Source organism: Mycobacterium riyadhense, assembly GCF_963853645.1.
Taxonomy (GTDB): Bacteria; Actinomycetota; Actinomycetes; order Mycobacteriales; family Mycobacteriaceae; genus Mycobacterium; species Mycobacterium riyadhense.
This window is the reverse complement of the sequence record NZ_OY970456.1, coordinates 4,745,263-4,759,492: the sequence shown is the minus strand read 5'-3', so window position 1 is coordinate 4,759,492 and position 14,230 is coordinate 4,745,263. Positions and strand designations below refer to the sequence as shown.

The 14,230-nt window shown below is 65.1% G+C and carries 12 protein-coding genes; 5 read left to right on the top strand and 7 right to left on the bottom strand.

The features are described 5' to 3' along the window. Nucleotides 1-79 precede the first annotated feature (79 nt). The gene (locus AADZ78_RS20965) at nucleotides 80-589 is read left to right on the top strand and encodes a DoxX family protein (protein WP_085252652.1); all 510 of its coding nucleotides are present in this window, start codon (nucleotides 80-82) and stop codon (nucleotides 587-589) included. Nucleotides 590-598: 9 nt separating this feature from the next. Here AADZ78_RS20965 and AADZ78_RS20960 read toward each other — a convergent pair whose 3' ends face one another. The 4 genes from AADZ78_RS20960 to AADZ78_RS20945 all read right to left on the bottom strand — a co-directional run bounded on the left by AADZ78_RS20960 (nucleotide 599) and on the right by AADZ78_RS20945 (nucleotide 4,547). Further along, nucleotides 599-868: a PE-PPE domain-containing protein gene (locus tag AADZ78_RS20960; protein ID WP_239656697.1), complete on the bottom strand. Its 270-nt coding sequence runs from the start codon at nucleotides 866-868 to the stop codon at nucleotides 599-601. Further along, nucleotides 838-1,329, bottom strand: coding sequence for a PE family protein (locus AADZ78_RS20955; RefSeq protein ID WP_239655077.1), 492 nt, complete (start codon nucleotides 1,327-1,329; stop codon nucleotides 838-840). The genes AADZ78_RS20960 and AADZ78_RS20955 overlap by 31 nt, the downstream gene beginning before the upstream one ends. A gap of 41 nt (nucleotides 1,330-1,370) precedes the next feature. Beyond that, the gene (locus AADZ78_RS20950) at nucleotides 1,371-2,732 is read right to left on the bottom strand and encodes an HNH endonuclease signature motif containing protein (protein ID WP_204903348.1); all 1,362 of its coding nucleotides are present in this window, start codon (nucleotides 2,730-2,732) and stop codon (nucleotides 1,371-1,373) included. 75 nt (nucleotides 2,733-2,807) lie between these two features. Further along, nucleotides 2,808-4,547, bottom strand: coding sequence for a patatin-like phospholipase family protein (locus AADZ78_RS20945; protein ID WP_085248905.1), 1,740 nt, complete (start codon nucleotides 4,545-4,547; stop codon nucleotides 2,808-2,810). A 382-nt stretch (nucleotides 4,548-4,929) separates the two neighbouring features. Here AADZ78_RS20945 and AADZ78_RS20940 point away from each other — a divergent pair, with 382 nt between their 5' ends. Continuing rightward, nucleotides 4,930-6,084: a PPE family protein gene (locus AADZ78_RS20940; RefSeq protein WP_085248906.1), complete on the top strand. Its 1,155-nt coding sequence runs from the start codon at nucleotides 4,930-4,932 to the stop codon at nucleotides 6,082-6,084. A 239-nt stretch (nucleotides 6,085-6,323) separates the two neighbouring features. Here AADZ78_RS20940 and AADZ78_RS20935 read toward each other — a convergent pair whose 3' ends face one another. The 3 genes from AADZ78_RS20935 to AADZ78_RS20925 form a co-directional block, all read right to left on the bottom strand. Beyond that, on the bottom strand, nucleotides 6,324-7,532 hold the full coding sequence (locus tag AADZ78_RS20935) for an IS4 family transposase (RefSeq protein ID WP_204080107.1): 1,209 nt from the start codon (nucleotides 7,530-7,532) through the stop codon (nucleotides 6,324-6,326). A 57-nt stretch (nucleotides 7,533-7,589) separates the two neighbouring features. Next, nucleotides 7,590-8,960 (bottom strand): flavin monoamine oxidase family protein, encoded by a 1,371-nt coding sequence (locus tag AADZ78_RS20930; protein ID WP_139828741.1) that lies wholly within the window; start codon nucleotides 8,958-8,960, stop codon nucleotides 7,590-7,592. An 84-nt stretch (nucleotides 8,961-9,044) separates the two neighbouring features. After that, nucleotides 9,045-10,487: a short-chain fatty acyl-CoA regulator family protein gene (locus AADZ78_RS20925; RefSeq protein ID WP_139828740.1), complete on the bottom strand. Its 1,443-nt coding sequence runs from the start codon at nucleotides 10,485-10,487 to the stop codon at nucleotides 9,045-9,047. A gap of 110 nt (nucleotides 10,488-10,597) precedes the next feature. On the opposite strand from AADZ78_RS20925, the gene prpD reads away from it, so the two are divergent. The 3 genes from prpD to AADZ78_RS20910 are packed head-to-tail and all read left to right on the top strand — an operon-like array spanning nucleotide 10,598 to nucleotide 14,120. Continuing rightward, nucleotides 10,598-12,115 carry a 2-methylcitrate dehydratase PrpD gene (gene prpD, locus AADZ78_RS20920; RefSeq protein WP_204081366.1) on the top strand — a complete coding sequence of 506 codons (1,518 nt, stop codon included), beginning with the start codon at nucleotides 10,598-10,600 and terminating at the stop codon, nucleotides 12,113-12,115. Further along, nucleotides 12,112-12,987 carry a methylisocitrate lyase gene (gene prpB, locus AADZ78_RS20915; RefSeq protein ID WP_085250846.1) on the top strand — a complete coding sequence of 292 codons (876 nt, stop codon included), beginning with the start codon at nucleotides 12,112-12,114 and terminating at the stop codon, nucleotides 12,985-12,987. Before prpD ends, prpB begins: the two co-directional genes overlap by 4 nt. Then, on the top strand, nucleotides 12,984-14,120 hold the full coding sequence (locus AADZ78_RS20910; RefSeq protein ID WP_085250845.1) for a bifunctional 2-methylcitrate synthase/citrate synthase: 1,137 nt from the start codon (nucleotides 12,984-12,986) through the stop codon (nucleotides 14,118-14,120). Before prpB ends, AADZ78_RS20910 begins: the two co-directional genes overlap by 4 nt. Nucleotides 14,121-14,230 lie beyond the last annotated feature (110 nt).

Sequence of the window (14,230 nt, the reverse complement as noted above, 5' to 3'; positions counted from 1 at the left end):
CCTCCTTGGTAGCGCCGGAACGCCCGCTATGGTCCCACACGGACCACCGGTCCCAGCTGCATGTTCTAGGTTTGCATCTATGACTCCCTACGACGTCGGGTTATTGATCCTGCGGCTGGTGCTGGGCCTGACACTGGCCGCGCATGGGCTGAACAAGTTCTTCGGCGGCGGCCGGATACCGGGCACCGCGCGCTGGTTCGAGAGCATCGGCATGAAGCCAGGTGCATTTCACGCCGCCGTAGCGGCCAGCACCGAGACGGCCGCCGGGTTTGGTCTGGCTGCCGGGCTGCTCACCCCGATTCCGGCGGCGGGGTTTGTCTCGCTGATGGTGGTCGCGGCGTGGACTGTACACCGCCCTAACGGCTTCTTCATCGTCAAGGAAGGCTGGGAGTACAACCTGGTGTTGGCCGTTAGCGCTGTCGTTGTGGCCACACTGGGCGCCGGAAAGCTCAGCCTGGATTGGCTGATCTTCGGCAAGAACTGGTTCGACGGCTGGCAGGGTTTGCTGATAGCGGTAGGCCTGGGCTTAGCCGGGGCCATCGGCCAGTTGCTGATCTTCTACCGCCCGCCGGCCAAGCAGGCGGGATAACGGGCTGCGTCACCCGAAGCCGATCAGTGATCCTGCTGAGAGGTACGGCCCAGCGTTGGGGGTCAGAGACGAATAGCCGGCATTGACAATCGGCTGCAGTACCGAGTTGAGGTGATTGACGATTGGTTGTGGGACACCGATCTGCTGCAGCGGCAACAACATCGGCAGAATCGGCGCGGGGTATATGTAGGTGGTGACCGTACCACTCAACGAGTTGGTGACACTGGACAACCCCACCACATCCGACATCATCCCCTGTGGCAGGTAGATGTCCGCCATGCCGAGCTCGGGGCTGGAGAAATGGCGAACTGCAGGGCATTCGGCGACGGAGTAATCCGCGTGCTGGCCGCCTGGTAGATACCGCCAGCGGTTGTCGCGTTGGCGCCGTTGCCGGTTGGAGGGCACCCCAACAGCGTCCGGGCCGGCGGGTTGACCGCGCTGCACAGATTGTGTTCAGCGTTGGCGATCTCGGTCGTCAGATACGCATTCGCGGTTGCCGCTAAGCCGAGCACGAACCGCTCATTAAAATGCGACGCTTGCGTGCTGACCGTCTGATACTCCAAGCCGTGGGAGCCGAACAGCGCCGCAATCCCCGTGGACACCTCGTCGGCGCCGGCGGTCAGCAACGATGTGGTCGAGCTAGCAGCTGCCGCGTTCGCCGTGCTGACCGCCGACCCCATCGCGGCCAAATGCTCAGCAGCACTTCCCAAAAAGTTTGGCATTGCCACGACATACGACATAGGTGCCTCCAGCGGCTGTGAGGTTACTCGCAGCCGCGCCGCTACGGGTCGCCATCGTCTTCTTCCACCAAGTGCTTTTCCGGGTGGTGGAAGCTGTTGGTCCGCGGTTGGCCGTGGTCGAGGTGCGGCGGCGGTATCCATTCGGTGTCGCCGGTGGTGTTTTTGCGGGTGGTCCAGCCCTTTTCGGCCAGCGGGTGATGCCCGCCGCAGGCGAAGGTGAGGTCGTTGACGTCGGTGGTGCCGCAGGTCGCGTAGGGGGTGCAGTGATGGACCTCGCAGTAATACCCCGACACATCACAACCCGGTGCGCTGCAGCCGCGTTCCTTGGCGTACAACACGATTCGCTGCCCCGGCGACGCCAGGCGCTTGGTGTGATACAACGCGACCGCTGTGCCCTGGTCGAAGATCGCCAGGTATTGGTTTGCGTGGCGGGCCAAACGTATGACATCGGACATCGGCAAGATGGTGCCCCCGCCGGTCAGGCCCCGGCCGGCGGCGGCCTGCAACTCTTGCAGCGTGGTGGTCGCGATAATGCTGGCCGGTAACCCGTTGTGCTGACCCAACTCCCCTGAGGCCAGCAGCCCGCGCAGCCCGGCCAGCAACCCGTCATGGTTGCGTTGGGCCTGGCTGCGGATGTCGCGGCGCACCGCCTCCTCCGGGGCTTCCCCGTCGACCACAGGGTTTTCGTCGGTCGGGTTGCACATGCCCGGGGCGGCCAGCTTGGCCAACACGGCTTCCAGGGTGGCCCGCAGCTCCGGGGTGAGCAGCCCGCTAAGACGTGACATGCCGTCGAATCCCTGGTTGCCGATGCTGATCCCGCGCCGGCGGGCCCGCTCGTCGTCGGTGTAGGTGCCATCGGGGTTAAGGCAATCCATGAGCACGCGGGCGTACTTGGCGACCTGGTCGGGCCGGTACTGGGTGGCTTTACTGGCCAGGTCGGCTTCGGCGGCCTCGCGGGTGAACAGGTCCACCGCGTCGGGCAGCCGCTTAAAGAACCCGCGGATCTGGTGCACATGGTTCCCGCCGAGCAGGCCATCCCGCTGCGCTTTAGCGGTGGCGCTTAGCCGCGCCGGCAACGGCTCACCGGTCAACGCCCGACGCTGCCCCAGATCCTGCGCTTCGGCCACCCGCCGGCCGGCCTCGGCGCGGGTGATGCGCAGCCGATCGGCCAGCACCGCAGACAACCTCCCGCCCAGCTCTTGCTCGCTGGATTGTTCGGCGAGTTGATTGATCAACGCGTGCCCGGGCACCGGCAACCGCCGCGCCGCCCGCTCCAAGCGCTCCAGAAACGCTAACCGCTCCGGGGTGGTCAACACCTCAAACGTCAACCCGCACAACCGGTCCAGCTCGGCATCGAGCGCATCGAAGACCCCCACGATCTCCTCACGCGCGCTCGAACCCATACCCAAATGCTATGAGCACCCACCGACAAAAATGCCTAGGTTGAGACGGGTGAAACCAGAGTGGCACAAGGGATTTCAGCCGGCGAGCTCCGGCTGCGCTTCGAGGGCGGCACGAGTCGCGATCCGCCCCGCCTCCAACGCGGCGTCGATCATCTTGAAGTCCAACAGGCCGATCGCCGAAATGTCGGGCTCGATAATGCCTGCGATTCGGGGAAGCTCACCCAAATCCACTTTGGATGAGGCGAGTTCAGCGGTACGAAGCATGGTCTCCTGCAATGGCGGAAGGGCGACATCGGTTCCCGTCACCAGGCGCCGAACCATGGCGGGCGGCTCAAGGGCCGACGGCAGCAGACCGAAATGATTTGACGGCACGAAAGGGTTGCGCAGATCGACACAGATCACTTCGCCATCGCGGTCTGCGCACATCACATCGGCCGGAAGATTGTTCAACAGCCCTCCGTCGATGAGAACCCGGTCGCCCACCTGTACCGGTGGAATGAGTCCCGGGATCGAGATCGAGGCCCGCACCGCCAGGGCCAGGGGCCCACGCCGATGGATGATCTGCTCATCGGTGATCATGTCGGTAGAGATGGAGAAAAACCCTTTCGGCGCATGCTCAATCAGCTTGCTGCCGAAGAATTCTCCGACCAGACGGCTGACCCGTCCACCCCGAGTGAGCGCCACCGCGGGCAGCGTGTAGTCGCCGAGTGGGTTTGTGTATGCCATGTACTTGCGCGCCGCGGCCGTCGCCTCGAGCGGGTCTAACCCCATTGCGAAGATTGCGGCAGCGATGGCGCCAGCACTGGTTCCGCCGAACCGATCGATCACCACGCCGGCACGGGTGAGTTCTTCATAGACGCCGAAGTGCGCCAACCCCCGCGCACCGCCACCCGCCAGCACCAGACCGAGCGACCGGCCGGCGATCCGGCGCGCCAGAGCCGCGAGGCCGCCGTCGTCGGCGGCGTGATGCGAGGTCGGCTGCAGCAGATCCCACCAACTCGGGTCCGGTTCGGTCATGGTGACCAGGTGGACCGGGACCTCAATTGCGGGGTGTTCCAACGATTTCCGCGGATGGCGCTGATCCACCAGGACCACGAGTCGGTCGCTTTGGGCGATCACATATTGGCGCCACAGATCGCCTGAGCCGCGATCGGCGACCAGCAACACCCAATCGTTGCCGCGCTCCGCGCCGTCCAGCTTCTCGCTGAAGGCGTCGACAAGTTGGTCGTATTCGTCGACGCCAGCGGTGGTCTCAGCGGACGGCGCTAGCACCGCCGTCTTCCCGTATGAGCCCAGACGCGCTGCGACTGCGTCGACGATCGGGGCCGCGTGGGCATCCCCAGTCGACAGGATGCCCACCACCCTGCGGGTCCGAGAGACGTTCACAGATCGGGATTCGCGAAGCATCCTCGCCATCGCCCGCAGCATCGCCGACTGCAGCTGCGGAGTCGTGTCCAATACCGCGGTGAACGTCTCCGCGGCGATCCGGCACACCACGCCGTCGCGCAGGGCCCGCACCGAAGCCGAGCGCGGTTCGCCGGAGATCACGCCCAGGTCGCCGATGGAATCACCGCAAGCCATCTCACGAATCACCTGTCCGTCGGCACTGATTGCGGCGAAGCGCCCCGTGTCGATTACGTAGATGGCGTCCGACGGGTCGCCCAGGCGAAACAGCCACTCGTTGGCGCGGATGTGCTGGCGCTCGATGGCGTTCGACAGTCGATCGAGTTGTTGATCGTCGATCTCGGCAAGTATCGGAACGCGGCTCAAGGCGGTTCGCGCGTCAGCCGCAAGGCCCTGGCGGTTAGCGCTCATTGTCAGGAGCTTATCTGCCCGGCAGGTGCGAAGAAAGGTCGTTGCGGGATATTACGAATCATGTTGGTGCAGACAGCAACTCAGTTAGATAGCGCGCGGCGGGAAAATGCGTACCGCGAATAGGATTCACTTTCGTCACCAACAGCCTCCACGAATGATCGCCGTGACCGCAATGGAGCAGTGGGTTGGCCGAACGCCAAGCGCCAGCTGGGCCTAACCGGCAAAACCTTGATGTTGACTGGGTAGTTTCTGGGTGACTGCTGAATCGGAGTATTCCGCGCAACGATCTTTGATGTGATTCCCTACGATCCGGCCGTGGTGTGGCGCGGCGGGTGACTGCCGAGATGCGCCGTTGCTGCGGCCGAACTCGTGGGGAGTTGCGATGATCTTGGAGTTTTCGTGGTTACCACCGGAGATCAACTCGGCTCGGATCTTTGCCGGCGCGGGGTCGGGGCCGCTGTTCACGGCCGCCACCGCTTGGGAGGGCCTGGCATCGGATTTGGCGGCTTCGGCGTCGTCGTTTGATTCGGTGATCACAGGATTGACGAATGGGTTGTGGTCGGGACCGGCGTCGGCGGCGATGGCCGCGGCGGCCGCGCCGTATGTCGGGTGGTTGAGCGCGGCGGCGGATCGGGCGCAGCTGGCTGCTGGCCAGGCTCGGGCGGCGGCGACGGCGTTTGAGACGGCGCAGACGGCGACCGTGCATCCGGCGGCGGTGACTGCGAACCGGACATCGTTCCTGTCGCTGGTGGCGACGAATTTCTTGGGTCAGAACACGCCGGCGATTGCGGCCACCGAGTTCGACTATCTGGAGATGTGGGCTCAGGACGTGGCCGCCATGGTGGGGTATCACTCAGGGGCGACGTCGGTGGCCTCGGTTTTGACGCCGTTTAGCATGCCGCCGCTGGATTTGGCGGGATTGGCGTCGACGGCGACGGCTGCGGTGTCACCCGCGGTACAGGGCGCGGTAGCCGCACTTCCCGGCGCGGTGACCGCTGTGCAGTCCGCGACTTCGGCCGTGCCGGTGCAGTCGTTGATATCGGTTGCGCAGATCGGCATGTACCCGGCCAGCATGTTGATGTCTCCGATGATGCAGCTGGCGAATTCGGCGAACACGAGCACTGTCGGATTGGCCGGTTCGACGGCCGCCGGGCTGGCGGCCGACGCGCCGCAGTTCGTTGGCGACGCCGCTCCCGCGCTGAAGGGCCTCGGCGGCGGGGGACTGGGTGCCGGGATGTCGGCGGGTCTCGGTCAGGCGCGTATGGTAGGAGCGATGTCGGTGCCGCCGACCTGGCAGGGGTCGACGCCGGCGGGCATGACAAGTTCGGCGATGCGTGGGTTGGGCGCCATGGCCAACCCCGCTCCGCTGGCGCAGCCGGCGGCGGCCCCCACTGGTGGGATGCCGATGATGCCGATGCCCACGGCGATGGGCGGTGCGGGTGCGGGTATGCCCGGCGGGATGACGGGCCGCGGCGGCGCGGGTTCGCACGTGACACAGCAGCGGCCCAGCGTGGTGCCGCGGACCGGGATAGGTTAGCGCCGCGGCGGGCCGCGGCTGGGCTTAAGTCCAATACCGTTCAGTTAAGGCGGAGAGTCGTGACGTCTGGTGGGCGTTGGGGTTGGGGCCAGTGAGCGTGAGTTGCGCGTTTGACGTGCCATTTGGACATTTTGCGTTTGATCACCCGTGGTGCGGATCGTCGGCGCCTGGCGGGGTTGAGTCGGTCGAGCAGGCGGCGCAGGAAGGCCCACCAGTGCTGATCGGCGGCTTGGGGGTCCTCAGGGGGGAAATGCGCCCTGTTGGGCGACGGATTGGCGGGTGATGCGCAGCGCGGCGGTGAAACTGACCCGGTCGGGGTCCTCGCCGGCGTGTTCGGCGGCCTGGGCCATCAGGGTACGAATGGCGTAGTGACAGCACAGATGTCCCCAAATCTCTTGTAGGACAAGATCAGGGGACTTCGAGCGCAGTACCACCTGGGGTCCGCGTTGATGGGTTTTGAGTTCGTCGAAGGTGTTTTCGATTTCCCAGCGCTGGGCGTAGGCGGCGGCCAACTCGACGGCGGGGGCCTGTTCGGGATCGGTCAGCGTGGTGAATAGCCGGTAGCTGGTGGAGTTTTCGCGTCCGTCGTCGATGGTGTAGTCGATGACTCGTGCCAGCATCGGCTCGCTGCGACGGTCAGCGCTGGACTGCAGATGCGCTAGCCACGAGCCGTCAGCAAGATCCTGCACATGCACCGGTTGTGGCGCGTAGGCGTCGGTGCGTACTCGCCACAACAGGTCGGCTCCGGTCGCAAGGGCTTTGCGCCACAAGGCATACGAGAAGAACCCGCGATCAGCCAGCAGCAGCATGTCCGGCGTGAGAGCATCCAGCAGCTTTTCGGCGAGTTTGGCCTCCGAGTCACGGTAACCACCGATCGTTGCGGCGAAGACCGCATGCGTGGCACACTCGGCCAGCCCCAGGATCCGGGCCTGCGGAAATGCGGCCTTCTCACCCCTGCCGCCGGCCCCCGGACGACTGAAGTACTCGTCGTTGGCTGGGGTGTCGGCCACATCCAGACAGCTGCCGTCGATGGCCACCAGCCGCCGCTCGGCCAGCCAAGCCCCTGGGGTTTGCGGTCCGGCTAACGGGCGGGCTACCCGGGAAAACAAGCTGGCCAACGGGGCCGATCCCAGCCGCTCACGAGCCTGAAAGATCGCCGACTTACCCGGCAGTCGATACTCTTCACGCCACCCCGACGCCCACGCCAAACCATCAGTGAGCTGGGCCAACACATCCTCATACGAGCCCTCTGAATACAGGCCCATCGCGATCGCGAAATACGCCATCACCCGCGCCGGCAACGACCGATGCCGCTGCTGAGTGCGACCGGCCTGCTCGATCACCTCATCCACCACCGTTGCGGGAAACACCCGCGTCAGCACCCCCACCGACACCAAATCTGACAACCGGCGATCCGACTCAGGCTTCCGCCAACCCGCACGAGGCATAGGTCATAAACTACACCCATGTAACCTTAACTGAACGGTATTGGGCTTAAGTCTGGCTTAAGTCACTGCGGCCGGCGCGGTTTCGGCTGCCACCACTTCGGCTGCTGCGCGCTCGCCGGAGCGAATCGCCCCATCGATCCACCCGCACATGATGGCCGAGCTTTCGGTGCCGGCCCAGTGGATCCGCCCGCAGGGGGTACGCAGTGCGGTGCCGTATTCGGTGAGCACACCGGTTGGGGTGTGACTGATCATGCCGCCCCCCGAATACCGTTCGACGGTCCAGTTCTGCTCGTGGTACTCGACGGGCTTGTCGGCTTTGTCGCCGAACCGGTTCACGAGTTCGCCGATGATCGCGGCTTTGCGCTCGTCCTCGTCGAGTTGGGTGAGCTGACGGGCGGCCGTTCCCTCGCTGATGACGCACATAATGCCCGGGTTGCCGGTGTCCGTGCAGGCGTCGATGGTCAGCGTGGCCGGGGCACCGGGCGACGCCGACTGGCCGGACAATCCGTCGGAACGCCAAAATGCCTCGTCATAGACGATCGAAACCTTGATGACCGCGCCGCCGGGCATGCGCTGATGCAGAAACGATCGATCCACCGGCAGCATCGGCTCGTAGACGATCGAGCCCGCGATCGCCATCGGAATCGTCACGATGACCCGGCGGGCCCGCACCGTCATGCCATCGGAGTGGACGGTCACCCCGTCAGCGTCCTGCGCAATCTGCCGGACCGGCCGCGACAATTGCACCGCGTCACCCAGCTCGGCGGCCATCGGGCCGTAGAGGGCGCCCATGCCGCCGACCGGGCGCGCATCCTGGGCGCCCCCCTTGCCCGAAATGACAAACGCGGGACCGCCCGCGGACGCCATCTGCAGCAGCATCCACAGCAAAGACACTTCAGAGGCGGCACAGGTGTAGGGGCCGGCCAACGCCATGTCCAGCATCTCGCGGGCCGGCCTGGACAACACGTTGCGTTCGAGCCAATCCCCCAGACTGCTCCGGTCCCACTCGGCGGCATCCTTGGCCTCCCAGGGGGCATCGCGCGGAATGGTCTTGCACATTTGCTCCATGGTCAGCAAACCAACGCCAAGGTTGGCCACCGCCCAGGGGCTCATCGTCCAGGGCAATTTTCCGCCGTAGCGGTGCTTCTTTCCGTCGACGATCATCATGGCGTCACCGTCGTTGTGTTGCTTGTACTCCGGCACGCCGAACTCTTCCATCAGCGCGTAGATCCGGTCCTGGCCCGGTCCGATCCACGCGCCGCCGCGATCGATCCACACCCCGTCGTCGCGGGTCACGGTGAAAGTGCGGCCGCCGACCCGGTCTCGTGCCTCCAGCAGGGCAACGGAGCGGCCCGCTTGTTTCAAACGCAGGGCCGCCGTCAGGCCCGCGAATCCCGCTCCCACCACGCAAAAATCGACATCTGCCACGGCCGGACTCCTTAGCTGACCCCCTAGCAGCAAGCTACACCGATTGCACGGCCTTCAATCCGGTTCGCCAGAACTAACGGCTGTTCAAACCGGTTGCCCGGTGAACGAATAGGCCAAACTGCTGCCCGTGTTCTCGTCGATGACAACCCGTCCGCCGAGGTAGGGGAACGCGCGCTGGGCGCACGAAGTCCGGCTGCAGATCTTGCAGCCCGCCCCGATTGGGACGGCAGTTGTCGGATCATCGAGGACGACCCCGGTTGAGTAGACGAGTTTGTCGGCATGCGCAAGGTCGCAGCCCAACCCGACGGCGAAACTCTTGTGCGGACCCAGATAACCGCGACCCGCTGGCGTGGTGGTCTTGGCGATCCAGAAGTACGAACGCCCGTCGGGCATTTGCGCCACCTGAACGACGATCCGGCCCGGTTGGGCGAACGCGTCGTGCACCACCCACAGCGGGCAGCTGCCGCCGATCCTGCTGAAGTGAAATGCCGTGGCCGACTGGCGCTTTGAGATGTTTCCGGCCTTGTCGGTGCGGACGAAAATGAACGGAATCCCGCGTTGCCGCGGACGCTGTAACGTCGAAAGTCGATGGCACACGGTCTCGAAGCCCACCCCGAACCGGCGACCCAGAAGATCGATGTCATAGCGCAATTCTTCTGCGGCGTTGTGGAACTCGCGATAGGGCAGCAGGAAAGCGCCGGCGAAGTAATTGGCCAGACCGATCCGGGCGACGGCGCGCGCCTCGGTGCTGAGCTGGTCGTCGGTGGCCACGATGGCCGCGATCAACTCTGATTGGGTGAGCAGAGCGAGCTGGGTGGCGATCTGGAACGCGCGCTGGCCGGGCAACAGCCAGTGAGCGATGCGCAGCACCTTGGTGTCCGGACAGTAGTGGCGCTTGGTGGTTTCGGGTAGCTGGTCATCGATCACCACCGAGATGTCGAACCGGTCCCGCATCAGCGTGGACAGCTGGATGTCGAGACCGCCGACCCGCATGCCGCATTCGCCGAACATTTCTTCCGCCGCCATGTCCAGGTCGCCGAGGTAGTTGTTGCGGTCGTAGAAGAAATCGCGGACCTCCTCGAACGGCATCGGTCGTTCCGGAGGCAGCTCGGCTTGCGCGGTCGCTCGAGACCGATAACCTTCCAATTCCTCGGTGGCATCGCGAAACCGGCGGTGCACCGCAACCAGGCTGCGGCCGACCTCGGGCATCCGGGCAACGAACTCCTCGATCTGGCTTTGGCTGATGGCGCGCTCGGCGGTTTCGGTGAAGACGTCGTTGAGGTCGGCCACCAATCGGGCGTCGGAATCGGAGGCGAAGTACTGGGGTGGCAAGTCGAAGCGCTCGGTGAGCGCGAGCAGCACCGGCACGGTGATGGGGCGCTGGTCGTTCTCCAACTGATTGACATAGCTGGTGGACAGGTCCACCGCGCGCGCCAACGCCGCCTGAGTGAGCCCGCGTTCCTGACGCAGCCGTCGCAGCCGGGCTCCGAAAAACGTCCGAGCAAACGTCTTCGTCACTCCTGACACGTTACTCCACGTTGGGTTCGCAAGGTTCGCAAGTTCTGTTAGGTAAGGACACAAAAATACGCATTTACAGGCTATTTCTACCAGTCCTGGCCTTGCATAGTGTGCGAACCATGTTGCTGCACACGGTACGGTCCCGACGCAGCGCGGACGATTTCCCGCGCACCGAGCACCTGGCCCACAAGATCGCCGAGGTCGCCATCGATCCGGTTGCGGTCGATCCGGAGACCACGGAAATGCTGCTCAACCGGATCATCGACAACGCCGCCGTCAGCGCCGCCGCGGTGCTGCGCCGGCCCGTCACCGTTGCCCGTCAACAGGCACTCGCGCATCCGGTGCGGCGCGGGGCGCGCGTGTTCGGTGTCGACGGCGGCTATTCGGCGGAATGGGCGGCATGGGCCAATGGCGTCGCGGTGCGCGAACTCGACTTCCACGACACGTTTTTGGCGGCGGATTACGCCCACCCCGGAGACAACCTCCCTCCGCTGGTGGCGGTCGCCCAGCAGCTCGGCGTGCGCGGCGCCGACTTGATCCGCGGCCTGGCGACCGCGTACGAGATCCAGATCGACCTGGTCCGCGGAATATGCTTGCACGAGAACAAGATCGACCACGTCGCACATCTCGGCCCGGCGGTGGCTGCCGGTATCGGGACGATGCTGCGGCTGGACGCCGAGACCATCTACCATGCGATCGGGCAGGCACTGCACCTGACCACCAGCACCCGCCAAACCCGCAAGGGTGCGATCTCCAGCTGGAAGGCGTTCGCTCCGGCGCACGCCGGCAAGGTCGGCATCGAGGCGGTAGACCGTGCGATGCGAGGGGAGGGATCGCCGGCACCGATCTGGGAGGGTGAGGACGGCGTAATCGCCTGGCTGCTCGGCGGACCCGACCGCATCTACCAGGTTCCGCTGCCCGCTCCCGGGGAACCCAAGCGCGCCATTCTGGACAGCTACACCAAGCAGCATTCCGCCGAGTACCAAAGCCAGGCGCCGATCGATCTGGCCTGCCGGCTGCGCGAGCGCTTTCGTGATCTGGAAGGAGGTCTCGACCAGATCGCGACGATTGTGCTGCACACCAGCCAGCACACCCACGAGGTGATCGGAACCGGCTCTGGGGATCCGCAGAAGTTCGATCCGGACGCGTCCCGGGAAACGCTCGATCATTCGCTGCCCTACATCTTTGCCGTCGCACTACAGGACGGCGGCTGGCACCACGAACGCTCCTACGCTCCGGAGCGGGCCCGCCGGCCCGACACCGTCGAGCTATGGCACAAGATTTCAACCGTCGAGGATACCGAGTGGACCCGCCGCTATCACTCGACCGATCCGGCAGAGAAGGCGTTCGGCGCACGCGTCGAGGTGACGCTCAAGAGCGGCGAGGTGATCGTCGACGAACTCGCGGTGGCCGATGCTCATCCGCTCGGCGCCCGGCCGTTCGAGCGCAAGCAATACGTCGAGAAGTTCACCGAACTCGCCGAGGACGTGGTGGAACCCGTTGAGCAGCAAAGGTTCCTGTCCACCGTGGACAACCTCGCCGATCTCAAGGACGGCGAGCTGGGTGGGCTGAGTGTGTTGGTCGACCCACGGGTGCTGGACAAGGCGCCGGTGATTCCGTCGGGAATATTCCGATGACCGGCGCCCTGGACAAGCGCGCTGCGTTTCGGGTTGGGATCAATTCCGGACGGCTGCAACGCTTTCCGGGCGCGTTCTCACCCCTGGTAGCGAAGGTGATCGCCGAGATCGGATTTGAAGGGGTCTATGTTTCCGGCGCGGCGCTTGCCGCCGATCTCGGACTGCCCGACATCGGGTTGACGACTCTGACTGAGGTCGCGACGCGCGGCGCCCAGATCGCCGCTACGACTGAGCTGCCGACGCTGATCGACGCCGACACCGGTTTCGGTGCGCCGTCGAATGCCGCGCGCACCGTGACCGTCCTGGAAGATGCCGGCGTGTCCGGATGTCACCTGGAGGACCAAATCAACCCGAAGCGATGCGGCCACCTCGCCGGCAAGGCCGTCGTCTCGACCGCCGAGATGGTAAAGCGATTGCGCGCAGCGGTATCCGCGCGGCGTGACCCGAACTTCGTCATCTGCGCCCGCACCGACGCGACCGCCGTCGAAGGCTTGGCCGCCGCTACCGACCGGGCTCGTGCGTATGCCGACGCGGGTGCAGACATGATCTTTACCGAAGCGCTGACCGAGATCGCGGACTTCGAGAAGTTCCGCGCCGCAATCGATGTGCCACTGCTGGCCAACATGACCGAGTTCGGCAAGTCACCGCTGCTGACCGCGCGCCGATTGGGCGACATCGGCTACAACGCCGTCATCTACCCGGTCACCACGCTGCGGCTGGCGATGTTCGCGGTCGAGCAGGGCCTGCGCGAAATCGATTCAGCGGGAACGCAATTAAGTCTGCTGGATCGCATGCAGCAGCGCAGCCGCCTCTACGAGCTGCTGCGCTACTCCGACTACCAGGACCTCACGATGGAGGAGGCAAAGTCATGACCGCGCCGACGGTAGCTACCCAACCCGACGTCAAGAAGGGCCTCGCCGGTGTGGTAGTGGACACCACCGCCATCTCCAAGGTGGTGCCGGAGACCAATTCGCTGACCTACCGCGGTTATCCGGTGCAGGACTTGGCGGCGCGCTGCAGCTTCGAACAGGTCGCCTTCCTGCTGTGGCGTGGCGAGCTGCCGACCGACGCTGAGCTGGCGTTGTTCTGCCAACGAGAACGCGCCAGCCGCCGGGTGGACCGGTCGATGCTGTCGCTGCTGGCCAAGCTGCCCGACAACTGTCACCCGATGGACGTGGTACGCACCGCGATCAGCTACTTGGGTGCCGAGGATCCCGACGAGGACGACGATTCGGCGAACCGCGCCACGGCGCTGCGCATGCTCGCGGTGTTGCCGACCATCGTGGCGACCGATATGCGGCGCCGCCGCGGGCTGGCACCGATCGCACCGCACAGCGGACTGGGGTATGCCGAGAACTTCCTGCGGATGTGCTTCGGGCAGGTGCCCGAACCCGCCGTCGTGTCGGCATTCGAGCAGTCGATGATCCTCTACGCCGAGCATGGTTTCAACGCCTCCACGTTCGCCGCGCGGGTGGTGACATCGACGCAGTCCGACATTTACAGCGCGGTCACCGGGGCGATCGGTGCGCTCAAGGGTCGGCTGCATGGCGGCGCCAACGAGGCGGTCATGCACGACATGATCGAGATCGGCGATCCTGCGAATGCGCGAGAATGGTTGTGCGCCAAGCTTGCCGGCAACGAGAGGATCATGGGCTTCGGGCACCGGGTGTACAAGAACGGTGACTCTCGGGTGCCGACGATGAAGCGCGCGCTGACCAGCGTCGCCGCCGTTCGTGACGGACAGCGCTGGCTGGACATCTACCGCGTGCTCGAGGCCGAAATGCAGGCCGGCACGGGGATCAAACCCAATCTCGACTTTCCGACCGGGCCGGCCTACTACCTGATGGGCTTCGACATCGCCAGCTTCACGCCGATCTTCGTGATGAGCAGGATCGCCGGGTGGACCGCACACATCATGGAACAGGCGGCGGCCAACGCGTTGATCCGACCGCTTAGCGCCTACTCGGGGCACGAGCAGCGGCCGTTACCCGGCGTGCATGGCTGAGGCGGGCTAGTCAGGAGCGTCTTAGGATGCCTTGCAAGGATCGCAACCGCGGAACGACAGGTCAACGTCATTCGGAACGCAGCACCGCGATGCCGTCAGGCGCAATGCAC